This window comes from Mucilaginibacter paludis DSM 18603 (assembly GCF_000166195.2).
Taxonomy (GTDB): Bacteria; Bacteroidota; Bacteroidia; order Sphingobacteriales; family Sphingobacteriaceae; genus Mucilaginibacter; species Mucilaginibacter paludis.
Genome location: NZ_CM001403.1, coordinates 4,832,168 through 4,858,396, shown reverse-complemented (window position 1 = coordinate 4,858,396; position 26,229 = coordinate 4,832,168). Strand labels below are relative to the sequence as shown.

The window sequence follows — 26,229 nt, the reverse complement described above, 5'->3', positions numbered from 1 at the left end:
CCGATAATCTACGCTCATGAATAAATTAACAATATACAATAGTTTAAACAAATCTTTTCACAAAAAATACATTTTTAATTTTGGCTCAGAAGGGGGCTTTTATTCCGAATTTAACATTATGGTGTTTGCAATAATTTATTGTTTAAAATACCACTACCAATTTATTTTATTTACAGGCATATCTCAGTTTACCATCGACAAAGGCTGGAAAGATTTTTTTGAGCCATTTGCAGATACAGTAAATTCATCTTTCTATAGACGTTTCAACAGAAGATTAACTGCAAAAAAGATAAAAATCAGACATTATCCTCAGTGGTATACTTTTAAATTTCTGAATAAAGAAACTTATTTGAGCCACCAATTATTCCATTTTTATACAATTGGAAAATTCTATCAGGAACAATTTGATTTTCCTGAACTTGGTATTAAAGGTAATTTAAAAGAAGTATCGCGTGAGATAGTTAAAATGATTTATCGTTTTAATGCCGTTACTGAAACTGAAATTAAAAAAAATATGTCCAATTTAAAATTACCTGCTAAATACGCAGCAATGCACGTAAGAAAAGGAGATAAAGATACGGAGTTCGAGTTTATGCCGAATGTAACGTACATAAATAAGTTGGAGGAACTTTCTGATTTAAAACACGTTTTTGTTTTTACCGACGACTATACGGTAATTGAGTTTCTACAAAAAGGCTATCCCCATATTCATTTTTACACTCTCGTGAACCCTAACGAGCGAGGATATATACACAGCGACTTCACGAAGCTAAATCGCTCAAAAAAAAGAGCTGACTTAATCAAATTATTTACCTCGATTGAAATTATGGCTGCTGCTGAAATTACAATCGGAGCGTACACTACAAACCCAGGGATATTTTTAAGTATGAGAATGCCTGAAGATAGCTTCGTTAGCATACAGGGTTCTTTTTGGCTGTAATCTTGCAACCTTTTTGTTTAATTAAGACTTAATGGTTAAAATTAAGCTAATAAAGATTGACTAACGAGCAATGCATTTTTTTAAAACTTTGTTAAAAATACAAAAGTAAAAACTTTAACGCCAAATTAGCCATCTTAAAAAACCGGTTGATAAGTAATACTACCGACCAACCGATGTGTAGACTAACCATACGGCACTGGTTGATCAAGAAATTTATATCATATTAATATTAGCGCCCAACAAGCCATTTAAATCTGGTTTTATTAATAAGCATAACTATCCATAGAGTTAAAAAATACACTATCGAAAAACGCAATATCTGGTACAGAAACAGTACTATGAACGGCAAATGATCTACATCAATATGGAAGGGATTAAATATCCTACTCAATAAAAAAACAACAAAAATATAATGAATAAGGTATATGCCGAACGTAGTCTCACGGGGTTTAAGAAAGCCGATAAGTTTAAAGTCGCGTATTTTTAACAGTAAAAAAAAGCAAGCCATTGAAAATAGCACATTGCTTATCCTTAGCGAATTATAAGGATCATTGTTATTCAGTTGCTTTAACAACTTAATTTCAGCTACGCCAAATAATAAGGTTAAAATACTTAATGCCCACCATAACCATACCGATGTGCCGTTCATCCAGCTATTTACCTTTTCCCAGTTTTTATTAAACTGAGCTCCGAGCCACAAAAAAAACACGAAACCTAAGATTGCTATAGTATGCCCGGAAGGTATCCACGCGTAATAAATATTTACTGTGTAAAAAATCACAAATAAAAATAAAACGGCACCAAACCAGTAATTATATAAAAACCGTTTAAAAATCAAAAGCAAAGTAATACAGAATAAAAAATTAGGTATAAACCAGTAAATGGTATACAGATATGTTGTTTCAAGCCTATCCCATAAAACAAGCCAGTAGCTGGTACCATCGTAATGCGGTATCAAGGTATGGTAACTGATAAGGGCATCAATGTTAGGTTCGAAAACAAATAACAACGACCAAAATAACCATGGCCAGATGGTGTTATTTACTCGCCTTTTAAGGTATTGGCCGGGTGTATAATCAACAAATTTATCACCTATTAAAAAGCCGGCAAGCATAAAAAAACAGATGGTACCAAACTTGCTTAATTGTATAGTAGCAATATAAAATAGTTCTTTATAACCTGTGGGGTGAAAATCTGTACGCTCAAAATAAATGCTATGCTCTGATACAATAAATATCATGGCAATACAACGAATAGTATCTATAAAATCGTAATTCCTTTTGGCTGGAGTATTGGTTACTAAATTTTGCATAACGTTTAAATTGAGACGAAGATATACCTAACGGGTTTAAACCACAGATGTTTTATGCAAAAAACTTTCAACTGTAATTTTATTATTATCATTGCAAAACGGAATAACCTTATAATCCGATATCTTTATAATTGCTTCTACAATAAATTTCGAGCACTATGTTTATAAAAAGGAAAAGAATAGAACGTGAATTAGGTGCAATAAATCAAAAACTTAACATTTTAAAAAGAGAAAGTGATTCACATAAAATTTTATCAGGCAATATTTTAGCTAAGCTTAACAAAGCTAATCAGGAACAGATTATCCATAATGTTCAATTGGCTGAGTTTAAAGTATTCTCTCAATGGGGAGACGACGGTATTATTCAGTTTTTAGTTGATTATCTTGATATAGAAAACAAAACATTTATTGAATTTGGGGTACAGAACTATACAGAGGCCAATACCCGTTTTTTATTAATAAATAATAACTGGACGGGGCTGATTATGGATGGATCGGAGGAGAATATGAATTATGTAAAACATGATGACATTTATTGGCAATATCAACTCACAGCGATACCTGTTTTTATTACAACAGAAAATATTAATAACTTAATTATTGAAAATGGTTTTGAAGGAGAAATTGGATTGTTACACATCGATATTGACGGCAACGATTATTGGGTTTGGAAAGAAATAACAAGTATATCACCAATAATTGTTATTGTGGAGTATAACAGCATTTTTGGCGTTGACAATACCTGGACAACCCCTTATAGGCCGGATTTCCAAAGAACAGAGGCACACCATAGCAATCTCTATTTCGGCGCATCCTTGGCTGCATTATGCGATTTGGCGGACGAAAAAGGCTACCACTTTATAGGATCAAATAGCCACGGTAATAACGCCTACTTTATCCGGAAAGATAGAATGAAAAATCTAAAACTTAAAGATGCCGAAAGCGGGTATGTATTATCAAAATTTCGTGAGAGTAGAGATGCAGAAGGTAATTTAACTTATATCAGTGGCTCAAATAGGCTCAACGTGATTAGGGGCATGGACATTTATAATACTCGAACTAATCAAATAGGAAAAATACAGTAATTCAAGGCGAAATATTAATCTTGATTGGCAAGATATAACTTGCGCTAACACAGCATATCAATAATTAGGGTCTGCTGAAAAACTCAAATCATCATGAAATAAAGGCAGTTGTGTCAATATTTAACGAATGAAGTGCAAGGGTTTATGCAATTTTTCCTCAAAATCCGTGCACTTCAATTTTAGTTAAATTTATTTACTGTTCGGAAATTCAAAAATACCGGGTATTACATCGCCATTTTTAACAAAACACGTCTAAAATCAACTTTTTCATGACGAAATCATTTTAGGGTGCATCTACGAGTTTTTCAGCAGACCCTAAATAGCTTTCGTAGTAGTAGTAGTAACTGTATTGACTTTGAATACATCAAGACTTCATAAAATACTATTAGTATTGCACATCATTATTGTGAAAACGAAACATCCGCGCAAATCATTCTTTTTTGCAAAAATGACATATAAGTCCACATAAAACATATTACCTATTCATATTTTTAACAAAAATCACACTATGAAAAAAAATTAAACCTATTAATCTGATTATCTACATTCCTTCACTATTGCCTGCATTAATTGTAAAACTACAGCCCCCCTTAATGTCTTTTTGTGCCAAATTTCAATAATTTAATATCTACCTAAATCAATCATCATGAAAAAAAACATCTCGTTAACCCTATTGGGATTGTTGCTTATTCTCCTTGTAACTTCCTGTAAAAAATCAGAAACCAGCACATCCAATCTTAAAAAAGATTCAATAAAAAACCAACATGCATTTGGCGCGATACTCAATCAAAAAGCTTATTTGAATACGCAACATGCCGACTTTGACAAAATAAAAGCGACCCTTATAGAACAAGGCTATATTCAAAATATAAGATTAAATAGCGGCTCATTACCTTCTAGTATAATATTAAACCATCCTACACCCGGCTGGCAGGATAGCAGTGGGGCTTGTGTTTCCTGGTCAACCGGATATGCACTACTAGGAACTTTAGATAACGAATTTCCCGTTCCAAATGTTTCAAGCAGCAAGAGCCCATGGTATGTTTTCCAGATTGATCATTCGCGCACCTCCAATTGTGACCGAACCTACGGCATGTATGTATCTGACGGAATGGCTATAATTCAATCAAATGGTGTGCCATCATATGCGTCAGACCCCTATCTTGGTTCTCCATGCACATCGCCTTCGCCCACTGTCAACGCTGAAGCAGCTACTAATAAAACTAATAGTTACTACGCTATATCAACCGTTGCCGATATAAAGACAGCATTGAATTTACATCTACCTGTCGAAATGGGATTTAGAGCCTATCAAAGCCTTATTGATGCTTTTAACTCCGGTCAAGTGTATAATAACAATGCTGTAGGTAGCCTATACTTAAATACCGGCCACGCAGTCTGCATCGTTGGTTACGATGATTCAAAAAATGCTTTCCTCATCCAGAATTCTTGGGGTTCGTGGGGCGGAGACTCGCAGAATCCAGGTTGTATGTGGTTTGCTTATGATTTATTTTCAAACAGTTCATTACAAATCGAACTTTATGTAGCTACCCCACATAATCATGACGCTTTGCCACAGCAATATGCCAATACTTATTTTAATTACGGTGGGTTGCCCTCTTTTAACTCAACTATTTTAACCATGAGCGATACACAACCACTTTTAACAGTTGGTAACTCTATTTATTCGCCCAACAATGGTTATCGGTTAACCCTGCAAACCGATGGAAATTTGGTTTTATATAAAGAAAATTCTAATGCCACAGAAACTGGCATATGGTCTAGCAGAACTCAAGGACGTCCATCGGAATCTGTGTATTTCCAAACAGATGGAAACTTAGTAATATATAGTTTGGGTGGACCAATAGGAGCCCACACGTCAGTCTGGGCATCAGGCCTGTTTAATAACACTGGCTTGGGTACCACACATTTTGCAAAATTCTATTTACAGGATGATGGAAACTTCGTAATGTATTGGCCAATTTATTATAATAATAATTACGTTTACGTTGTATTCGCCGCTTCGGATACACAAGGAGGTATATTAGGACCTCATCCAGGCAATTTAAATCATCCTTTGTGGCCCAATAATACCAACTATGCTTTAGGCAGTAACTTCTTTTAATTAGGACAATATTTTTAATAAAACGCAGAAGCCAGCATGTTAAGATGCTGGCTTCTGCGTTTATTCTTATATTCTACTTACAATTTCCTTTTCACTTCCACATTCTCGTAAGCCTCAACAATATCTCCAACTTCAATGTTATTAAAGTTATGGATATTCAAGCCGCACTCGTAGCCTCTGGCAACTTCTTTAACATCATCTTTATAACGTTTTAACGAAGCCAGTTCACCGGTGTAAATTACCACACCTTCGCGGATAATCCGGATTTTGCTGTTGCGGGTTATGGTACCATCCAGCACCATACAGCCTGCAATTGTACCTACCTTACTAATCTTGAATGTTTCGCGTATTTCAACGTTGGCAACAATCTTCTCTTCAAAGGTTGGCGCAAGCATACCTTCCATCGCGGTTTTAATTTCGTTGATGGCATCATAGATGATGGAGTATAACCTGATGTCGATTTGCTCCTGCTCAGCCAGTTTACGCGCACTTCCCGAAGGACGAACCTGGAAACCGATGATGATCGCATCTGAAGCCGAAGCCAGCAATACATCCGACTCGGAGATCTGACCAACTGCTTTGGAGATGATGTTCACCTGGATCTGATCGGTTGATAGCTTCAGTAATGAATCCGATAAAGCCTCGATAGAACCATCCACGTCACCCTTCACAATAATATTCAGCTCCTTGAAGTTACCTATCGCTAAACGACGGCCAATTTCATCCAGGGTGATATGTTTCTGTGTACGTAAACCTTGCTCACGTTGTAATTGCAAGCGCTTGTTGGCTATTTCACGTGCCTCAGGCTCGCTTTCTAATGCGTTAAACCTGTCGCCCGCTGTAGGCGCTCCCTGCATACCCAATACCTGTACTGGTGTTGATGGCCCTGCAGATTCAACTCTTTGTCCGCGCTCGTTAGTTAACGCTTTTACACGTCCGCTGTAGCAACCGGCCAAAATCGGGTCGCCCACTTTTAAACGGCCAGCCTGTACCAATACTGTAGTTACAATACCACGGCCCTTATCTAAGGCTGCTTCAATTACTGTACCTACTGCACGCTTGTTAGGGTTTGCTTTAAGTTCAAGTAATTCTGCTTCCAGTAATACTTTTTCTAACAGCAACTCTACATTTAAACCTGTTTTGGCCGATATTTCCTGTGTTTGGTATTTACCACCCCATTCTTCAACCAGGATATTCATGGCAGATAATTGCTCACGCACCTTATCGGCATTAGCTCCGGGTTTATCAATTTTATTGAATGCAAAGATGATTGGCGCACCAGCGGCCTGCGCGTGGTTTATAGCCTCGCGGGTTTGTGGCATCACGCTATCATCGGCAGCAATCACGATAATGACGATATCCGTTACCTGGGCACCACGGGCACGCATGGCAGTAAACGCTTCGTGACCTGGCGTATCCAGGAAGGTAATTTTATTGTTATCTTTTAATGTAACCTCGTAGGCGCCAATGTGCTGGGTTATACCACCAGCCTCGCCACCTATCACGTTAGTTTTACGTATAAAATCGAGTAAGGATGTTTTACCGTGATCTACGTGGCCCATAATGGTTACTATCGGTGCACGTGGAATGACGTCTGCCGGATCATCAGGCTCATCTAAGTTGGCCTCTTCATCCTGTGGTTTCACAAACTCTACTTCGTAACCAAACTCTTCGGCAACAATGGTTAAGGTTTCTGCATCCAAGCGTTGGTTGATAGACACAAACATACCTAAACTCATACAAGTTGAGATAATTTGCGTTACACCCACATCCATCATGGATGCTAACTCGTTTGCGGTAACAAACTCTGTTACCTTGATCACTTTCGATTGCAATTCCTGATCTAACGCGTCCTGTTCTGCGGAAGCAGCTACATCATCACGTTTTTGGCGACGGAACTTGGCGCGTTGGGCAAATTTACCCGACTTACCTGCTCCGCTTAACCTGGCCAGCGTTGCTTTGATCTGGTCTTGTATTTCTTTTTCTGAAGGTTCTTCCTTAGTACCTCCGGCAGAAGTTGGTTGCTGCCCCTTGTTCCTGAAATCGGGACGCGAAGGACCATTGCCTGGCTTACGGAAATCAGGGCGGTTGCCGCCTCCGGCATTACCCTGACCCTGGTTAGGTGCACCACCGCCTGCTGCTGCAGGCGACTGCGGCTGCTGCGTGCCCGGCTGATTGCTTTGCGGACGTTGCTGTCCACCTCCCGGCGGGTTATCCTTACGTTTTCTTTTTCTTCTTTGCTCTGCGGCACTATTAGCGCCAGACGACGCTATCGGCGAGTTATTACGCTTTGGCGGATTTACCGGTAACACAATCTTCCCGATAACGTTAGGCCCTGTTAAGCGCTCTGCTCTTGCCCTGATCACATCATCACCATCTTCAGCTGGAACTGGTGCCGACTCGGGCGTTGCTACTGGCGCTGGCGGCGCAACCGGTTGTACCGGAGGTGCTTCTGCCACCGGAGGAACTATAACTGGTGTTTCAATTACGGGCTCAGGTTGTTTTACCTCTACCACAGGTTTTTCAACCACGGGTTCAGGTTGTTTCACCTCTACCACAGGTTTTTCAACCACAGGTTCAGGTTGCTTTACCTCTACCACAGGTTTCGGCTGTTCTTTAGCCACCACCTCTTCCACCTTTTTCTCGGGGCGGGTTTTAGCATTAAGTTCATCAAGGTTTATTTTCCCAACAACCTTAACTCCCTGCAGTACACCTTCTTCGCGCGGAGCCGATACAGGTGCTTCCGGCTTAGGCTTTTCAACCACGGGCGGTGCTGGCGTATGAGGAGGCGTAAACGAATGTAAATTTTTTATCAAAATTTCCTCTTGATCAAAATCTTTTGAACGTGCAGGATGATCGTGTTTATCAACCGGAACGCCATGTTCCTCACGCCTGATTTTACCGATACTGATCTGCTTGGCTTCTTCTTTGATGTTTTTATCAAATTGAAACTCCTTCAGCAAGGCATCATACATATCTCCCTCTATCCTGGCGTTAGGTTGCTTTTCTATTTTGTAACCTTTGGACGCTAAGAAGTCGACTATAGTACCAGTACCAATGTTCAGCTCTTTTGCTGCTTTAAATAACTTTATGGATTTGTCGTCTGACATTTAATATTTATTACTCCGCTTTATTTTGCAAAAATACGTTTTAATTTCGTTATTCTGCTTATTCAAATTCGGCCTGAAGAATAGAAAGTACATCTTTCACGGTTTCTTCTTCCAGGTCGGTACGTTTTACCAGTTCGCCAACGCTTAAAGCCAGTACAGATTTTGCTGTGTCTAAACCAATTCGTTTAAACTCATCCAGTATCCAGCCCTCAATTTCGTCAGAAAATTCTTCGATGTCCACATCTTCCTCGTGTTCGTCTGCTTCACGGTAAACATCTATTTCATACCCCGTCAATTTACCTGCCAATTTTATATTATGCCCGCCGCGACCGATAGCTAATGATACCTGGTCGGGTTTTAAGTACACTGCGGCTGTTTTTTTGTCATCATCCAGTTTAATGGACGTGATTTTGGCAGGCGACAATGCACGCTGTATATATAATTGTACATTATTGGTAAAGTTGATTACATCGATATTTTCGTTTTTCAGTTCGCGCACTATACCATGGATTCTCGATCCCTTCATACCAACGCAGGCTCCTACAGGGTCAATACGGTCATCGTACGATTCAACCGCTACCTTCGCTCTTTCACCAGGTTCGCGAACTATCTTTTTAATGGTAATTAATCCGTCAAAAATTTCCGGAACTTCCAGCTCAAACAGGCGCTGTAAAAATTCGGGGGCAGTACGGGATATAATGATCTTAGGATTAGTGTTCATCATATCAACCTTATGTACCACGGCACGAACACTGTCGCCCTTTTTAAAATAATCGGCAGGAATCTGTTCAGATTTTGGTAACAATAACTCGTTGCCTTCATCATCCAGCACCAAAGTTTCTTTTTTCCAAACCTGGTAAACTTCGCCGGTGATGATCTCGCCAACACGATCTTTATATTTTTTATAGATTTCGTCTTTCTCTAACTCCAAAATTTTGGATACCAAGGTTTGGCGCGCGGCCAAAATAGCGCGGCGGCCAAAACTCTCTAAGGTAATCAGTTCAATGTGTTCATCACCCACTTCCAAATCCGGATCAAGCAACTTAGCTTCGGCCAATTCAATTTCCAGATCATCATCCTCAGAAAATCCATCTTCCATTACTACCCGTGTACGCCAGATTTCCAAATCTCCGTTATCCGTATTCACAATAACGTCGCAGTTCTCATCAGTCCCGTATTTTTTACGGATCATGCTTCTGAAAACGTCTTCCAGCACACTCATCATCGTAGGACGATCTATGTTTTTGAAATCCTTAAATTCCTGAAAGGAATCAATTAAATTAATATTGCTCATTGTTGATTAATATAAATTTGTTTTTCTTTTTTACTTAAATGATATTAAAACCTTTGCTTCGGCAATTTCGGTCAAAGGAATAGTGCTTTCAACAACTTCGGCTTTCTTCCCCTTTTCACCCGGTGCTTTGCGCACGGCTTTTATTTTTTCGTCAATAACAATAGCGTCTTCTGCTAAACTCAATAGTTTGCCTTCCCTCAACTGTCCATCAGTCATTTTTACCGACAGATCCCGGCCAATGTTTTTGGTATATTGCCTGATCAGCGTAAGCGGACTATCAATGCCGGGCGAAGAAACTTCTAAATTATAGGCTTCTTCAATCACATTATCTTCCTCAAGCTTAAAGCCTACAAACCTGCTTATTGCGGCGCAATCAGCTATTCCTATACCTGCGTCACCATCTACCAGGATGATGAGTTTACGGTTAGGCAGCATCTTAACGTCCACCAAAAACAGTTCGGGCCTGTCGGCAATTTTCTCTTCAACCAGTAGGGCAACCCGCTTTTCAATATTCATATCAGCCATTTGATCGACAAAATAAAAGAGGGGGCTATTGCCCCCTCTCCGATTAATGGATACAAATATACGTTTTTTTATTTGAAAGTCAATAGGCTAAGATGATTTCGGGATGAATGATTTTCGCCATTGTTGGTGTCCCACCAACAATCCGTATTGATCTTTCTACCGATAACTAATACTACCGCAATTATGCCAGGCATAACATGATGACAAACACAGCGAGATTTTGCACAAAATATTGAACACGGGGTTGTTGTCGACAACATCAACAAAGGCCGAATAGACACATACAAAAACCCAGCACCAGCAGATTACTAAGCACACGATCGAAATGACATTTTTTGCGTTGGTTTATTATATACTCCATCCAATCCTTCTTCATTTTAAATTACCCTTATGATATCCACCTTATCTTAACAAGCACCTCATTAGCTATATTTGCCGTTCAATTAATGAATAAGTGAAAAAAAATATTTTAATTGTTGACGATCTGCACCCCATTTTTATTGAACGCGCCGAAGCATTAGGCTACCAATGTAACTACCAGCCCCAATTTACTTTGGATGATACGCTGAAAGTAATTGCGGAGTATGATGGACTGGTGATTAGATCCAAATTCCAGGTAGATAAAAACGTGCTTGACATAGCTACAAACCTGCGCTTTATTTGCCGCGGCGGCGCTGGTATGGATAATATTGACGAAGCTTATGCCCTGCAAAAAAACATCACTTTGATTAATGCCCCCGAGGGCAATATGGATGCTGTTGGCGAACATGCCGTAGGGATGCTTTTAAATTTAATGAACAATATTAACCGCGCCGATGCCGAGGTGAGGGCTGGCTTATGGAAACGGGAAGCTAACCGCGGATATGAATTAAAAGGCAGAACTGTAGGTATTATAGGCTACGGCTTTATGGGGAAAAGCTTTGCCCGAAAATTATCGGGCTTTGGAGTTGATGTAATTGCTTATGATAAATATAAAACGGGCTTTAGCGACAAATACGCCCGCGAAGTAAGCATGGAAGAAATTGTGAGGCAGAGTGAAATATTGAGCCTGCATGTACCGTTAACTACAGAAACCAAATACTTATTTAACGATGAGTTTTTGTTCCATTTCCGCAAGCCGATATTTTTGATCAATACCTCGCGAGGTAAAGTGGTTAAAACCCAAGCTGTTTTAAATGGAATTAAAGAGGGTAAAATATTAGGTGCCTGCCTGGATGTGCTGGAGGTTGAAAAATTTCCGGCCCTGGGAGAACAGCAATGGTTTGCCGAACTGCGCCAAAACGGCAAAGTACTACTAACCCCGCATGTGGCCGGGTGGACGTTTGAATCGTACCGAAAAATAAGTGAGGTAATGGCCGAAAAATTACAGGCCTTATCCCAATAAAATTTCGCCATTGATGCGCCGGAGCGATTATAGCAATTAAAAGATTTGGAATTGTAAACTTAAATCTGCTATCTTCGTTTTATACTAAACAAGACTATGTAGGCCATGCCGATATAGTCTTGTTTGTTTTAAAGAACCCGTGATGTCCTTCTGAAACAGGAGGGCTATTTTTTTTAGGGTTGATGAGTAATTAATAATTAATTTAAGTGAGTTATGGCAGATGTAGCATACTACACCAAAGAAGGTTTAGAAAAACTAAAAGAAGAATTACAGTATTTAAAAACTACAGGAAGGCAAATCATCTCCAACGCGATAGCGGAAGCGAGGGATAAAGGCGACTTGAGTGAAAATGCGGAATATGATGCAGCCAAAGATGCTCAAGGACACCATGAGGCCAAAATTGCAAAACTGGAAGAGGCGATGTCCAACGCACGCTTGCTGGATGATTCGAAATTAGATTTATCAAAGGTACTGGCGCTATCCATTGTCAAAATAAAAAATCTGAAGAATGGTGCCACCATGAGCTACCAGCTGGTATCAGAAAGTGAAGCCGATTTAAAATCAGGCAAAATATCTACAGCTTCTCCCATAGCCAAAGGCTTATTAGGCAAAAAGGTGGGCGAAGTTATCGAGATCACGGTGCCTGCCGGTAAAATAGATTTTGAGATCCTGGAGATTAGTCGCTAACGCTCCTAAATTTACTGAGTGATTGATTGACTGAATGATTGATTTTAACACGTCCGTCGATCACAATCAATCATTCAAAAATCAATCACTCAATCAATAACCCATGCCAAGCATATTCTCTAAAATTGTGGCCGGCGAGATACCCGCCCATATTGTTGCCGAAACAGTTGAGTTTTTAGCTTTTTTAGATATAGCCCCTTTGGCTATAGGCCATGTACTGGTTATCCCTAAAAAGGAAGTTGATTATTTGTTTGACCTGGACGATGAAACTTACACCGGCTTACAAATTTTCACTAAAATTATCGCCACAGGTATCAAAAAAGCTATCCCCTGCGAGCGCATAGGCGTTACCGTAATGGGGCTGGAAGTACCCCATGCGCATATTCACCTGATACCGATTAACCATGCGGATGATATGAATTTCGCGAGGCCCAAACTTAAGCTGAGCCAGGAAGAGTTGGTGGATATTACCGCTAATATCAAAGCTGCTTTACGGACGGTGGAGGATTAATGCTAAGTCTTGAGTATTTAGTCTTGATTCAAATCTATTTTTGATCATCATCAGTAATTTGGCCCTGGCTAAAACACGGCTTTATGTTGACGAACTTGCGAGACCGGATCTATCTTCCTATCGACTCTTCTTCACCGGCTTTACCGTACCGCTAACACGTTCGCTGTTATCTTTAACAAAAGCGGCCCACCCTACTTTCATTTTTTTACCACCCCCAATACTCGAACTTCCTTTAAGTTCAATTTTTTGAAAAGCATGGCAAACCGCTACAGCCAAACCATCGGTAGCATCTAAAAATTGTGGCGTTTCGGTAAATTTCAGCAAGGTTTGTAACATGGCGGCTACCTGCTCTTTGGTGGCGTTACCGTTCCCGGTGATAGATTGTTTTATTTTGCGGGGCGCGTATTCGCAGATAGGCAGGTTGCGGGATAATGCCGCTGCCATGGCCACGCCCTGCGCCCGGCCCAACTTAAGCATTACCTGTATATTTTTACCGTAAAAAGGCGCTTCAAGAGCCATGCAATCGGGCTTGTATTGATCAATCAGGCTTAGCGTTTTTTCAAAAATACGCTGTAATTTAAGGGCATGATCATCCAGGTGTTCCATTTTAACAACACCAAGGCTGATCAGCTCAATCCGTGGCCCGGTTTCTTTAATCAAACCATAACCCATTACGGCAGTACCAGGGTCAATCCCCAAAATCACACGTTCCCTCAAATTTACCAACTGCATAGGCAAGTATAAGCAAAGCTTAAACGCTATTAAAACAAAATGCAAAAAACAAACTTTATAGGTGTGCATTATATAAGCATTTTGTAACATTGCACAAACATCTACCTAATTGACCAGTACCACTAAAAAAATAATTTCGTACAGTACAAAAGCAGCTATTATTTTATTTGCTTATGGGTTTATTTACCGCACCGTAAATAATGATAACAGGCTCAGGCAGTTTAAGCTGTTAATATCGCAAGTTAACCACCAACAAGTAATGTACACGCTTACGGCGTTGGTAGCCTTAATGCTGGTTAACTGGGTGCTGGAAGCTTTAAAATGGAAGTATTTAAGCCGCAAGCTACAACGCATGACCCTATGGCGATCTGTAGAGGCAGTATTTTGCGGCCTCACCTGGGCTATATTTACCCCTAACCGCTTAGGCGAATATGGCGGCCGGGTTTTGTTTTTACCACCGCGCAAACGTGTTTATGGCGTGTTTGTAATGGGGGTCGGCTCCTTCGGGCAAAACCTAATTACCAACGTGGTAGGCATTACCGCTTTAATATGGTTTGTTTATCATTATATCCATTTAAACATCTGGGTAATGGCTGTTTTTACCTGTGTTGCCATTGCTTTTGGCTTGTTTATGCTCACCTGCTACTTCAATATCAAATGGTTGTTTTCTATTATCGGCAAAATTCCGTTTTTAAAAAAATATAGTCGTTTTTTCGAGATCATCTCCCGCTATAAAACCGGCCACCTTTTAAATATCCTTCTTTTTTGCCTGGCCAGGTTCTCGGTTTTTTCGTTCCAATATTGCCTGGTTATCCATTTGCTGCTACCGCAACTACCGGTACTACCCACCATGATGATGGTGTTTAACAACTTTTTTATCCAGTCGGCCCTGCCCACACTTGATTTAATTGACGTAGGTTTGCGCGGGATGACGGCATCTACCTTTTTTGGATATATTACCAATCAGCAAATTGCCGTCATTGCAGCTGTATCGTCCATCTGGTTTATTAATTTAATAGTTCCAGCTATTTTAGGCTCTGTTTTCGTTTTAAAAATCAACTTCTTTGATCGCAATTCTTAGTACTATATCGTTTTTATGCACAGGCCTGTACCTGTCTGTTGTAATTTACCTTATCAAAGGCTGGTCGCGGATAAAAACTCCGGCAATAAGCGGGCAACCCCTTACCACCAAGCTAACCGTATTGATTGCGGCCCGTAACGAGGAAGAAAAAATAGCCCTCACCATTGGGGATATTTTAGCACAGGATTATCCTGCCCACCTATTTGAAATCATCATAGCTGACGATCACTCCACCGACCGTACGGCCGAAATCATTAGCAGCTATGCCGACAGGGGTGTAAGGCTGCTTCAACTCAGGGACGAGAAGGCCTTAAATTCCTATAAAAAAAGGGCTATCACCGAAGCCATTAAATTATCTACGGGAGATTTTTTGGTAGCTACAGATGCCGATTGCCGCATGGGGCCTAAATGGCTTTCATCTATCGTAGATTATTATCAATCCAATAACCTGGTGATGATCTCGTCGCCGGTAAGCTACTTTGGCGAGAGAAACTTGTTTGAACGGATGCAAACCCTCGAATTCTCATACCTGATTGGCCTGGGCGCCGCATTTATTGGCAACAATCACGCATCTACTTGTAACGGAGCTAATTTTGCCTACCGCAAGGATATATTTTACGAAGTTGGCGGCTTTAAAGGCATTGACGATCTGGCATCGGGCGATGATGAATTACTGTTACAAAAAGTAGCCGAAAAGTACCCCGACAGAATAGGTTTTTTAAAAAAACGCGACGCTATAGTTTATACAGATGCCAAACCCACCCTGCACGATTTTTTACAACAACGGCGGCGCTGGGCATCAAAATCAATCAAATATAAAGATAAACGCGTGGTAGCCGTTGTAGTTGGCATTTGGCTGTTTAATGTGACTTTGTTATTAAACGCACTGCTCGGCTTTTACAATGTTTACTTTTTTAACATGCTATTGGTGCAGTTTATATTGAAGTTCACGTTCGATATGCTTTTCCTGATCCCCATCACCTCCTTTTTTGGCAGGCTAAAATTGCTCTGCATTATGCCTTTAATTTGCACAGTACATGTGATATACTTTATTTATATCGGCATTATGGGCAACGCCAAAAAGTACGACTGGAAGGGTAGAAATGTACGATAACCGGCATTGAGAAGCCGCAAACTTTATACAAATAACAGATACAAAAAAAGCGATGAGTTAAAAACTCACCGCTTTTTTACGATAATGATTTATGTCTTACTGATTAAGAAATAACTTTAACATTAACCGCGTTCATTCCTTTTTTACCGCGTTCAACACCGTACTCTACTTTATCGTTTTCACGGATCTGATCAATTAAACCAGATGAGTGTACGAATACTTCTTCACTTCCGTCGGCCGGAATAATAAATCCGAATCCTTTAGTTTCGTTAAAAAACTTTACTGTACCTTCTTTTTGCATTATATTATTTTTAAAAATTAAGCTAAAGTAGGCATTTCAATTTAATTAAACGGTAGCTAAGCATCACAATTATTGCAATTTGACAATAAGCAGTGTACACAATGTGTTAATGACAATTGACGGACAACATTTTATCCGCTTTACTACTGCCTATATTTTTAACAAATAGCCAGTCTTCGCAAGCTCCTTCCTTATCGCCCTGTTTAAACTTTTTGTTTGCCTGCTGCATCACCTGATCGGCATAGTCGTCATCAAACCCCAATTGTTTTTTTAACGAGATGATCAATTGTTCTTTAGTAGTATCTGCCTTGCCTAAGTATTTATTACTGTAATAGTTGGTGACAGCGGTTACAAGCGCCTCACGCGATTTATAAGCCTCGATAGCCATAGCCACACCCGCGGCATCAAAAGTTTGGCAGTGCGTTTGTTCTGCATTAAATTTTATGGGCAGTACGATGCTGGCTGCGGGATCATGCCCGGCCGGGACTATCCAGTTGCCCGACGTTAGCTTTACGATCCTAACGGCCTCATCATCCAGATCAATGCCAAGGCCTTTGTAAACCTTTACATTGGATGTTTTACCGTTTTTATCCAGGTTAAAACTCACCTGTATAGTTCCCGAAATACAGTTTTGCCTTGAATATTCGGGGTATACCAGATTTTGAGCCAAAAAACTATTGAGCGCGCTACTTCCACCCTTATACTGGGGCTGATCGTCGGCCTTGTGAAAAGGGAATACCAACAGGTACATCAACACTAAAAAATGATTCATAATTGAATGCCGCTAGTTAAGAAATGGACTTGCTTATAAAATGGCAATATATTCACGTAAAAGCGCCAGATGCTAAGTAATAACAGATAAGAACACAGGCTGCGCTTTACAATCGCTCGCATAGAACACACCCCTCCGCCCCTCTCGAGAGCATAGCCGTCAATTTAAGTAGCTGTACTCATATATTGTTGATTTTCAGTTATTTAATTTTTAGGCGCGGTTTGCCCGCATGGGCAAACCTATGTATTTTTACTCTCATATTTTTCGTTTTTTAAGGCGGGGAGGTTTAGATGGCCCCGCCTTTCTTATTTTTGTTTAACTATCTAAATATAGTATTTAAATATCTAATAATCAAATACTTATTACAATTTCTTCTATTTTTAACCTATGTTTTCTGTGCTCTTTTGAAAGGTGCTTTAAGTTTAATTTCTCCAACAGAGCTAACCACTTTGAGCATATCCCTAAAAGCTGCGCTCGCAATTCTTCTTTCGTAGAAGCGATTAGTCGATGCACCTTTAAAACACTAATTTGACCTATCTTACCGATAGCCATGCATATTTTCCAACTCAAAACTGCCCAGATCAACTTACTGTATAATATACTGGTTATACGATCCGAACTTCCTTTGGGGAACGTGTGTATCTTTAAAAACGACTTCCATGCTTTAAAAACCAATTCTATCTGCCATCGCAGGTGATATAACTTTTGGATCAATTCAGCGCTATATTTTTCGCTCACCAGGTTGGTAACAATAAAGTTAAACCCTGCCCGCTCTTTGAATCCCTTACTGGTGGTACTGCCTTTCTTTTTATTGTACTTTTCAGTATTGGCTATCCGCCTTGCCTTGAGCTCTTCACTTACCGGTTCTATTATTATCCTTACCGGCATCTTATCAGCTCCGATATATACCTGTTGATCAAATACGCCGGTTATGCCTTGTAGTTTCGACAACTCTAACTTTTGGTATTGGTCGTCCTTTAATAGATAAATCGTTGTTTTCGGACATAATTTATTAATAAAGAAAGCTTTGACTTTGTTAATATTGTTCATATAACTCAAGTGAGTGTAACCCAGATCTCTCATATATAATACCCCCGGCTGAATTGATGCCTTGTCCAGATGACTCTCACCCTGGTCATTTGCGTTGGCCGGAGTTACTTTGATATCGCTTTTACCACTTTTGATTTCAAATTCAAATTGTACAGATGCTCCCGCTTTCATCCCACTTCCTTTTGTTCCGGGGAATGTCTCTGCAATAACTTCCGGCAACGCGAAACGGGTAGAATCTTTGATACGGATCTCCAAGCCCTGTGTTTGCTCTTGCGGTAACTCAACTGCTATTAATTGCTCAAAAACGGCTTGTACAAACTTTGTCATATTGCTGTGATGTCTTTGATGCAATGCCTGCTTCGAAATATCAAGCCCATCCCTCCGCATTAACTGCATACTCATGCCGTTAAACGATTGATCTCCATCAAATAACGCCATATCCAATAGTTCCTTGCCTCCCACTTTTCGTTTGCGTTGTATCGCCTCTGTTTTACGGGCCAGGCCATCTAACACCGTTGGTTCAAATAGTTCCGAACTCATTCGCTCGAATAATGACTGCAATTTTGCAGTTCCGATTCTTGCTCTAAAAAAATTTTATCCCTTTTTTTTCTAAAGTTGACGGCTATGCCTCTCGAGAGGGGAATCGCACGGGCCGCCGCTTGCCCTACATATTACATTGATAATGAATAATTTTATTCTAACCCCACGTTGAGAGCGGTCGGCTTTAGCTGTGCTGTTGCAGGGGTATGTTTCGCCATGCGATGAACTCTGCAACCATGCTTGAAACTGCTTAACTAAACGGCACTGATTCATAATTCCTGAAATATACCTCCGTTTAAAAAACGCTTATATCGCTCTCAGATTATACTCCCTGCCGGAAATTGTAATATCAACCCAGGGTCGGCAATATTGTGCCTGTACTTATCTTGTTCTGATAAACGGCAGGCCCCAGGGTAATCGCCCTTCAGGCCCTCCATATCAAACATCAACTGAAAATGTAAATGCGGCGGCCAGTTGCCATTCTCTTCGGTACTGCCAAATTCGCCCAGGGCTTCACCCTTTTCTATAGCCATCCCCTCGCTCAAGCCTAAAAACGATTCATCATTTAAATGCCCGTACAGGCTAAAAAGCTTCAGGCCATCCAAATGGTGCTCTAAAATAATGGTTGCCCCGTAGTCGCCAAAATTATCGTTATCCTGAAAGCTGTGTACCTTACCAGCCAACGGAGCGTAAACCATGGTTCCGGCATCGCCCCAAATATCAATACCTAAATGCAGGCAACGCGGCTCTGCAGTGGTATTAAACAAAGCGCTGCGCGAGTAAATGGTGCGGTTTTCAAAATATCCGCCTACACCGTATTTACATTTGTTCTCCTTCAGCTTTTTAAATACCCAGGCCGAAAACTGTTGCGTATGGCCGATAATTTCGGGGCTCAGCTCATGGTTGGCATCGGTAAAATCAAGCCGCAATAATTTGTGCCGCGCGGCGTCAAAATAAACTACCTTGCCAACCTTATCCGGGTTAGCGGCAATAAAATGCTCCAACTGCTTATGCCGATCCATTCAATTTAGCTTTGGCCGCTGTCGGCAGGGTTTTCTTCCTTATGGATCTTGTCAAAAATCTTATCCATCCGCTCAACGTAATCACTGGTATCATCCACAAAAAATTCCAGTTGCGGGATAATCCTAACCTGGTCTTTAATACGCGAACCTAATTTATATCTTATTTCTGATGCATGCAGCTTAATGGTTTGCAGCGCCAGCTGGGTATTGGCATTATTAAAAAAGCTTAAAAAAACACGGGCCAGAGCCAAATCGGGGGTAACCCTTACCTTGGTTATGGTTACCAGGGTATTAGGCAAAAAATTCATTCCCTCACGTTGAAATATCGCGGCCAGGTCTTCCTGTATAACTCCGGCAAATTTTTGTTGACGTTTTGATTCCATAATAGATTTATATTAAACAGTGAGGTAATTGCACAGCCAAAGATATTGAAATAAAAATGTATCGTACAAATTAGGCAACAGCCCTATAGCAGACTGAGCTGTTAGCGCTAATATCAGTATCGCCACCAGTACTTCAAAACACTTTATAGTATAATTAAATTTAAGGCATTTTGTTTACACCTAATTACGGCATAACCGACGGATATTTCCAAACCCTTTAAAAACAAAAGACTCCGGATAATCATCCGGAGCCCCATGTAAAAACTAAATTAAACTAATATAACAAACTATGACTTTGTTAAAATTTTCTGCGGCGTTCGCCACCACCACTTCCTGTGCTGTTACGATCTTCACGGCGTTTACCCGAAAAGTCGCGGAAACCGCCACCGCTGTTGCCACCGGTACGTTCGCGCGGGGCACCGCCTTCACGACGGAAACCACCTTCTTTTCTTTCGCCGCCACCAGCGTAGCCACCTTCACGACGTCGGCCACCACCACCGCCACTGCGGTTGTCGCTGGTACCTTCGCCAGAAATTTCGATCCTTACCGGACGACCCTTAAATTCAGCGTCTTTAAATTCGGCAAAAACCTTATCAACATCAGCCTTTGGCACTTCAAAGAAAGAGTAAACACCCTTTACATCTATTTTACCAACAGTGCGTCCGCTTATTTTAGCAGTGTTGCAAATGTAACCCAGCAAATCGCCACGGTTAAATTCGTCAACCGAACCTAAGTTGATAAACAAACGGGTATAATCAGAGTTGCCTGTTCCGCGCGGAGCACGGTCGCCAAGCTCACCCCTAACCGCCCTGTCATCCAAAGGAGCATTCAGGTCAGGTGCATTTTTGTAATAATCCAGGAAACGGTTAAATTCAATGGAAGCGAAGCGCTTAATAATATCTTCTTTTTCCAGATCCTTAAACTCATCCATAATACGCGGAATGTATTGCTCAATCTGCTGCTCGTTCACCTGTACGTTATGTACTTTATGAACTATGGCAAACAATTGTTTTTCGCAAACATCAAACCCGTTTGGTATTTCGCCTTTAATAAACTTTTTACCAATAACGCGTTCTATCTGGCGTATTTTACCTAACTCTTTTGAGTTGATGATGGCTATAGATACACCTGTTTTACCGGCACGGGCTGTACGACCGCTACGGTGGGTGTAATTTTCAATCTCATCAGGTAACGAGTAGTTAATAACGTGTGTAACATCATTAACGTCGATACCACGTGCGGCAACATCCGTAGCAATTAACAATTGCAGGCTGCGCTCGCGGTAGCGTTTCATTACCTTATCGCGTTGTTGTTGTGATAAATCACCGTGTAACGAATCGGCATTGTAACCATCCTTAATTAAAGCCTCAGCAATTTCCTGGGTTTCAATTTTTGTACGGCAAAACACGATACCGAAAATTTCGGGATTAAAATCAACAATGCGTTTAAAGGCAGCGTATTTATCACGTGCACGAACGATATAGTATTCGTGCTCAATGTTAACGTTACCTGTATTTTTTTCGCCCATGGTTAATTCGAACGGATCGGTCATGTATTTTTTGGCGATACGGCGAACCTCGGAAGGCATAGTGGCTGAGAACAACCAGGTTTTTTTGTCGTCAGGTGTGGTCGACAAAATGCTGTCGATATCTTCCTGAAAACCCATATTAAGCATTTCATCAGCTTCGTCCAGAACTACATAGTTCACGTCGCTGAAGTTGATGGCTTTACGGTTAATAATGTCGAGCATACGGCCAGGCGTAGCCACAACAATTTGTACGCCGCGTTTAATCTGGCGTAACTGATCAGAAATATTTGCACCTCCATAAACGGCCACAACGTTAACGTTTGACATGTTTTTAGAGTAATTTTTCAAATCGTTGGTGATCTGTAAACACAGTTCACGGGTTGGGCAAAGAATAAGCGCCTGAGGATGATTTTGTTCGAAGTCCAGCAATTCTAATAGTGGCAATCCGAAGGCAGCGGTTTTTCCGGTCCCTGTTTGAGCTAATCCGACAAAATCGTTGCTGCCTGTTAACAAAACCGGAATTGATTGTTCCTGGATTGGCGTGGGATTTTCAAATCCCAGATCAGTGATGGCATTAACAATATCATGACGGATTCCCAATTGACTAAATGGGTTCATGAATATTTAAAAAACGTATTTAGCTACATTGCTAAATCGGCTGCAAAAGTAGTGATAATTATCAAAAAAACCAAAACAAAGCTAATGTGTTGAAATTAAAGCATTTCCATGACAAAGGGATTACCAACACAACTTGGAAATAGCGCTTACCAAACTTTGTCATTTCGACCGGAGGGAGAAATCTTTTGCGCGGAATAAGCCTGTTGCAGAACTGCGCTCGGTTACCATTCGGGTGCAGAAGATTTCTCTCTCGTTCATCGTTCGAAATGACATTTTTTTGCGCCTCTCAAACTTTGTCATTTCGACCAGAGGGAGAAATCTTTTGCGCGGGATAAGTCTGCTTTAGAACTGCGCCCGGTTACCGTTCGGGTGTAGAAGATTTCTCTCTCGTTCCTCGTTCGAGATGACATTTTTTTGCGCCTCTCAAACTTTGTCATTTCGACCAGAGGGAGAAATCTTTTGCGCGGGATAAGTCTGCTTTAGAACGGCGCCCGGTTACCATTCGGGTGCAGAAGATTTCTCTCTCGTTCCTCGTTCGAGATGACTTTTTTTTATATAGAAAGCCTCCCCTACCTCAACCTATCCGCCGACTTAATCAGCTTCTCATCATTCTTAATTCCCTTGATCGCCAATAAAATAAACACTATACTGATAGAGGTTAGCAAAGCACCTATTCCGTAATTTTCGGTGCGGATACGCGCGGTTTCAACCACGTTCTGCACCGTTTGCGACATCCAAAAACTAAAACCTATCATGGCAAAGATAAACCCATAGCACAAGGCCATTTGCTGTTTACGGTTTTTATACAGCATCAAAATAATGAGCGGGATGAGGCCCATAATAATAGTCACGATGGTTAAGGCTAAAAACGATGTAGTGCGTTGCATTTGCCCACCCAAGTCCTCATAAATGCCGGTAACTTTGACAGTTTTAGGGATAGTACCGATGTATACATTATGAGCGATAGGAAAAATAAACAGGGCGTATATAGCCAGGCTGGCGCAAAACAAGTATATACTTTGTAGTCTTTGTATCATGATGATGTAAATTGAAATGCAAAGATAATTTGTTTCGTTCACATTATCGTGCCTGATATTTAAGCTTTGATTAACTTTGCGCGTGGCCGATACACAACGATACTTTATAGAGCTTGCTTATGATGGCACCAATTATCATGGCTGGCAAATTCAGCATAACGCTATCAGCGTACAGCAGGTTTTAAATAAAGCGTTAAGTACCTTATTGCGCATGCCTGTTGAAACCCTGGGCTGCGGCCGCACAGATACAGGTGTACATGCAAAGCAGTTATATGCGCACTTTGACATAGGGAGGCAGGAGCAGCCCATAGTCGATGGTCCATGGTCCATGGATGAAGGGCAGCAAAAAAAAGCGCAGAAGCGGACCATAGCCCATAACCCATCCTCTATGGATGAAGAGCAACCGTCAATAGATAATGAACAAATAACTTCGGGTAACATACCATCAACCCAAGCCCATGGACTACCAACCGTTAACGATACACTATCGACTACTAACCATGGACCATCAACAACACCATCCGCTGCCAACCATGGACCATCGACCATGGACCATCGACCATCGACTACCAACCATGGACTATCAACAACATCATCGACTACACACCATGGACCATCGACCATCGACCATGGACTACCACAAAAAACCCGAAGCCTTAACGCCCTCTTGCCCCATGATATCGCTGTAAAAAGGATTATCCCGGTACATGCGGATGCCCATGCCCGGTTTGATGCTACCTTGCGCAGTTATGAGTATCATGTGCATTTTGAAAAGGATCCTTTTTTAAATAACCTGTCATGGCAACTACGCGACCGGCCCGATGTAGGTTTGATGAACCAGGCGGCTCAAATTGTGATGGAATATACCGACTTCAGCTGCTTCAGCAAATCGAACACCCAAGTTAAAACCAATAATTGCAAAATATCACGTGCGGAATGGGTATCCAATGGCGATAAACTGATCTTCCATATTTCGGCCGACCGCTTTTTGCGTAACATGGTACGGGCCATTGTGGGAACCCTGATGATGGTGGGCAAGGGCGACATCAAGCCCGAAGAGGTAAGGCGCATTATTGAAAGCAAAAACAGATCAAACGCGGGCGTATCCGTACCGGCTTGCGGTTTATATTTAACCGAGGTGAGGTATCCTTATTTATAAAATAGTTATTGAGTTAATGGGTTATTATGTTATTACCTGCTTGTATCACATTAACGCCGATAGCAAATAATTTAGTAAAACTAACAACAAACAATGTCAGAAGTAACCGGTAAGGCTATTGATTGGAAATTACTGAAACGCGTAATGCATTACGTTAAGCCGTACAATAACACTTTTGTTATAGCCGCTTTTCTTACCATATCGCTCGCTTTCATAGCGGTAGCGCAGCCTATCCTGATGCAAAAAACGCTGGATAATTATATCCTGCAAAGTAATTATAATGGCTTGGTGATGATGGTATGCCTGATGATAGGGCAATTGATTATTCAAACCCTGGCCCAGTATTATCAAACCTTTACAACCAACGCCTTGGGCCAATCGGTTATCCGCGATCTGCGGATTGATATTTTTAATCATATCACCAGCCTGCGATTAAAATATTTCGACCGCACCCCTATCGGGATGCTGATCACCCGTACCGTATCCGACCTGGAAACCATTGCCGATATTTTTTCGGAAGGATTGATCTCCATCATTGGCGACCTGCTATTGGTTATCGTAATTGTTGGCTGTATGATCTGGCAGGATTGGAAGCTGGCCCTCATCACCTTAATACCGATCCCCTTTGTGCTGCTGGCCACATACGTATTTAAGGAAGCTATCAAATCATCCTTTCAGGAGGTGCGCACCCAGGTATCACATTTAAACACCTTTTTGCAAGAGCACATCACCGGGGTGAGCATTATCCAATACTTTGCCCGCGAAGATCAGGAAATGCGCAAGTTTGTTGCCGTAAACGAAAAATACCGCGATGCCAACATCCGCTCCAACTGGTACTACTCCATCTTTTTCCCGGTGGTAGAAATTTTCGCCGCTATAGCGCTTGGTTTGCTGGTTTGGTATGGCTCTAAACGGGTACTGTCAGATCAGGAACTGGTATATATCTCGGCTGGAAAAAAAGGGATCACCCCTGGAACCATCGTGGCTTTCATCACTCTGTTAAACTTACTCTTCAGGCCCATCAGGCAGCTGGCCGATAAGTTCAATACCCTGCAAATGGGTATGGTTGGGGCCGACAGGATATTTAAGGTACTGGATACCGATGAGGTAGCCGTTAACACCGGTCAGTTAAAACCGGCTTCCATTAATGGCGAAATTGAATTCAGCAGGGTTTGGTTTGCCTATAACGACGAAAACTGGGTTTTGAAAGATATATCCTTCCATGTTAAACCCGGCGAAACCCTGGCGCTTGTGGGGGCTACAGGCGCGGGAAAATCATCCACCATCAATATCCTGAACCGCTTCTACGAGATTGGCAAAGGAACCGTTAAGGTTGATGGTGTTGACATACGCGAATACGATGTGGACTTTTTGCGGATGCAGATTGCCACCGTGATACAGGATGTGTTTTTATTTTCGGACACGATTGCCAACAACATCAGCCTGAATAACCCGGAGATTAGCCGCGAACGTATCATAGCCGCCGCCAAAGAAGTTGGCGCGCACGATTTTATTGAACGCCTGCCCGGTGGCTACGATTATAATGTGATGGAACGCGGCGCTACCTTATCCGCCGGGCAGGCGCAGCTAATTTCGTTTATCCGAGCCCTGGTTTATGATCCCAAGATTTTGGTACTGGATGAGGCCACATCATCGGTAGATACCGAAACGGAAGAACTGATACAAAAGGCGATCTACAAACTGATGGAAGGCCGCACAGCTATCGTAATTGCACACCGCCTATCAACCATCCAAAATGCCCACCGGATTATTGTGCTCGACCACGGCGAGATTATGGAAATGGGCACCCACCAGGAATTATTGCGCATTCTGCACGGGTATTACCGCAAATTGTACGACCTGCAATTTAATTCAGCCGGATTAAAAGTTGGATAAGCAAACCATATCGATCCAGAAAT

Annotated in this window: 22 protein-coding genes and 1 pseudogene; 11 read left to right on the top strand and 12 right to left on the bottom strand. The window is 41.2% G+C overall.

Translation table 11 applies throughout. From position 1 onward, the window contains the following. Positions 1 to 16: 16 nt before the first annotated feature. A complete protein-coding gene (locus MUCPA_RS20510; protein WP_008509005.1) occupies positions 17 to 940 on the top strand; it encodes a hypothetical protein in 924 nt (307 codons plus the stop codon). Between the two features lie 229 nt (positions 941 to 1,169). Here the strand turns inward: MUCPA_RS20510 and MUCPA_RS20505 are convergent, their stop codons facing one another. After that, on the bottom strand, positions 1,170 to 2,252 hold the full coding sequence (locus MUCPA_RS20505) for an acyltransferase family protein (protein ID WP_008509004.1): 1,083 nt from the start codon (positions 2,250 to 2,252) through the stop codon (positions 1,170 to 1,172). Positions 2,253 to 2,410: 158 nt separating this feature from the next. Here MUCPA_RS20505 and MUCPA_RS20500 point away from each other — a divergent pair, with 158 nt between their 5' ends. Next, a complete protein-coding gene (locus tag MUCPA_RS20500) occupies positions 2,411 to 3,337 on the top strand; it encodes a hypothetical protein (RefSeq protein ID WP_008509003.1) in 927 nt (308 codons plus the stop codon). 646 nt (positions 3,338 to 3,983) lie between these two features. Next, on the top strand, positions 3,984 to 5,462 hold the full coding sequence (locus MUCPA_RS20495; protein ID WP_008509002.1) for a C1 family peptidase: 1,479 nt from the start codon (positions 3,984 to 3,986) through the stop codon (positions 5,460 to 5,462). A gap of 77 nt (positions 5,463 to 5,539) precedes the next feature. Here the strand turns inward: MUCPA_RS20495 and infB are convergent, their stop codons facing one another. The 3 genes from infB to rimP are packed head-to-tail and all read right to left on the bottom strand — an operon-like array spanning position 5,540 to position 10,382. Further along, positions 5,540 to 8,572, bottom strand: coding sequence for a translation initiation factor IF-2 (infB, locus tag MUCPA_RS20490; protein ID WP_008509001.1), 3,033 nt, complete (start codon positions 8,570 to 8,572; stop codon positions 5,540 to 5,542). Positions 8,573 to 8,630: 58 nt separating this feature from the next. Further along, positions 8,631 to 9,866: a transcription termination factor NusA gene (nusA, locus tag MUCPA_RS20485; protein WP_008509000.1), complete on the bottom strand. Its 1,236-nt coding sequence runs from the start codon at positions 9,864 to 9,866 to the stop codon at positions 8,631 to 8,633. Positions 9,867 to 9,896: 30 nt separating this feature from the next. Continuing rightward, positions 9,897 to 10,382 carry a ribosome assembly cofactor RimP gene (rimP, locus tag MUCPA_RS20480; protein ID WP_008508999.1) on the bottom strand — a complete coding sequence of 162 codons (486 nt, stop codon included), beginning with the start codon at positions 10,380 to 10,382 and terminating at the stop codon, positions 9,897 to 9,899. A gap of 463 nt (positions 10,383 to 10,845) precedes the next feature. Between rimP and MUCPA_RS20475 the strand changes: the two genes are divergently transcribed. The 3 genes from MUCPA_RS20475 to MUCPA_RS20465 all read left to right on the top strand — a co-directional run bounded on the left by MUCPA_RS20475 (position 10,846) and on the right by MUCPA_RS20465 (position 12,973). After that, positions 10,846 to 11,775, top strand: a complete 930-nt coding sequence (locus MUCPA_RS20475; protein WP_008508998.1) for a 2-hydroxyacid dehydrogenase — start codon at positions 10,846 to 10,848, stop codon at positions 11,773 to 11,775. Between the two features lie 213 nt (positions 11,776 to 11,988). Continuing rightward, positions 11,989 to 12,462, top strand: a complete 474-nt coding sequence (greA, locus tag MUCPA_RS20470) for a transcription elongation factor GreA (RefSeq protein WP_008508997.1) — start codon at positions 11,989 to 11,991, stop codon at positions 12,460 to 12,462. 103 nt (positions 12,463 to 12,565) lie between these two features. Beyond that, the gene (locus MUCPA_RS20465; protein WP_008508996.1) at positions 12,566 to 12,973 is read left to right on the top strand and encodes an HIT family protein; all 408 of its coding nucleotides are present in this window, start codon (positions 12,566 to 12,568) and stop codon (positions 12,971 to 12,973) included. 117 nt (positions 12,974 to 13,090) lie between these two features. Here the strand turns inward: MUCPA_RS20465 and ruvC are convergent, their stop codons facing one another. Next, positions 13,091 to 13,705: a crossover junction endodeoxyribonuclease RuvC gene (ruvC, locus tag MUCPA_RS20460; RefSeq protein WP_040627757.1), complete on the bottom strand. Its 615-nt coding sequence runs from the start codon at positions 13,703 to 13,705 to the stop codon at positions 13,091 to 13,093. Positions 13,706 to 13,814: 109 nt separating this feature from the next. Between ruvC and MUCPA_RS20455 the strand changes: the two genes are divergently transcribed. Both MUCPA_RS20455 and MUCPA_RS20450 read left to right on the top strand, forming a co-directional pair. Then, positions 13,815 to 14,786: a hypothetical protein gene (locus MUCPA_RS20455; protein WP_008508994.1), complete on the top strand. Its 972-nt coding sequence runs from the start codon at positions 13,815 to 13,817 to the stop codon at positions 14,784 to 14,786. Beyond that, positions 14,770 to 15,900, top strand: coding sequence for a glycosyltransferase family 2 protein (locus MUCPA_RS20450; RefSeq protein WP_008508993.1), 1,131 nt, complete (start codon positions 14,770 to 14,772; stop codon positions 15,898 to 15,900). Before MUCPA_RS20455 ends, MUCPA_RS20450 begins: the two co-directional genes overlap by 17 nt. A 103-nt stretch (positions 15,901 to 16,003) precedes the next feature. On the opposite strand, the gene MUCPA_RS20445 is transcribed toward MUCPA_RS20450, so the two are convergent. From MUCPA_RS20445 to MUCPA_RS20415, 7 genes are all read right to left on the bottom strand, one after another. Further along, a complete protein-coding gene (locus MUCPA_RS20445) occupies positions 16,004 to 16,201 on the bottom strand; it encodes a cold-shock protein (RefSeq protein ID WP_008508992.1) in 198 nt (65 codons plus the stop codon). 106 nt (positions 16,202 to 16,307) lie between these two features. Then, positions 16,308 to 16,973, bottom strand: coding sequence for an energy transducer TonB (locus MUCPA_RS20440; protein WP_008508991.1), 666 nt, complete (start codon positions 16,971 to 16,973; stop codon positions 16,308 to 16,310). Between the two features lie 351 nt (positions 16,974 to 17,324). Beyond that, positions 17,325 to 18,563: an IS4 family transposase gene (locus tag MUCPA_RS20435; protein WP_008503844.1), complete on the bottom strand. Its 1,239-nt coding sequence runs from the start codon at positions 18,561 to 18,563 to the stop codon at positions 17,325 to 17,327. Between the two features lie 317 nt (positions 18,564 to 18,880). Beyond that, complete coding sequence (locus MUCPA_RS20430) at positions 18,881 to 19,585, bottom strand: peptidoglycan DD-metalloendopeptidase family protein (protein ID WP_008508990.1); 705 nt, start codon at positions 19,583 to 19,585, stop codon at positions 18,881 to 18,883. A 5-nt stretch (positions 19,586 to 19,590) separates the two neighbouring features. After that, positions 19,591 to 19,968, bottom strand: coding sequence for a 30S ribosome-binding factor RbfA (gene rbfA / locus MUCPA_RS20425; protein ID WP_008508989.1), 378 nt, complete (start codon positions 19,966 to 19,968; stop codon positions 19,591 to 19,593). 298 nt (positions 19,969 to 20,266) lie between these two features. Next, positions 20,267 to 22,114 carry a DEAD/DEAH box helicase gene (locus MUCPA_RS20420; RefSeq protein WP_008508987.1) on the bottom strand — a complete coding sequence of 616 codons (1,848 nt, stop codon included), beginning with the start codon at positions 22,112 to 22,114 and terminating at the stop codon, positions 20,267 to 20,269. Positions 22,115 to 22,683: 569 nt separating this feature from the next. Further along, positions 22,684 to 23,151, bottom strand: a complete 468-nt coding sequence (locus MUCPA_RS20415) for a DUF4293 domain-containing protein (RefSeq protein ID WP_008508986.1) — start codon at positions 23,149 to 23,151, stop codon at positions 22,684 to 22,686. Positions 23,152 to 23,299: 148 nt separating this feature from the next. On the opposite strand from MUCPA_RS20415, the pseudogene MUCPA_RS37150 reads away from it, so the two are divergent. The 3 genes and pseudogenes from MUCPA_RS37150 to MUCPA_RS20405 all read left to right on the top strand — a co-directional run. Then, a pseudogene (locus MUCPA_RS37150) lies at positions 23,300 to 23,437 on the top strand (tRNA pseudouridine(38-40) synthase TruA); the annotation flags it as partial. Positions 23,438 to 23,479: 42 nt separating this feature from the next. After that, entirely contained in the window at positions 23,480 to 24,310 is an 831-nt protein-coding gene (locus MUCPA_RS39425) for a tRNA pseudouridine synthase A (RefSeq protein ID WP_316928943.1), read from the top strand. 93 nt (positions 24,311 to 24,403) lie between these two features. Beyond that, on the top strand, positions 24,404 to 26,206 hold the full coding sequence (locus tag MUCPA_RS20405) for an ABC transporter ATP-binding protein (protein WP_008508984.1): 1,803 nt from the start codon (positions 24,404 to 24,406) through the stop codon (positions 26,204 to 26,206). Positions 26,207 to 26,229: the final 23 nt, after the last annotated feature.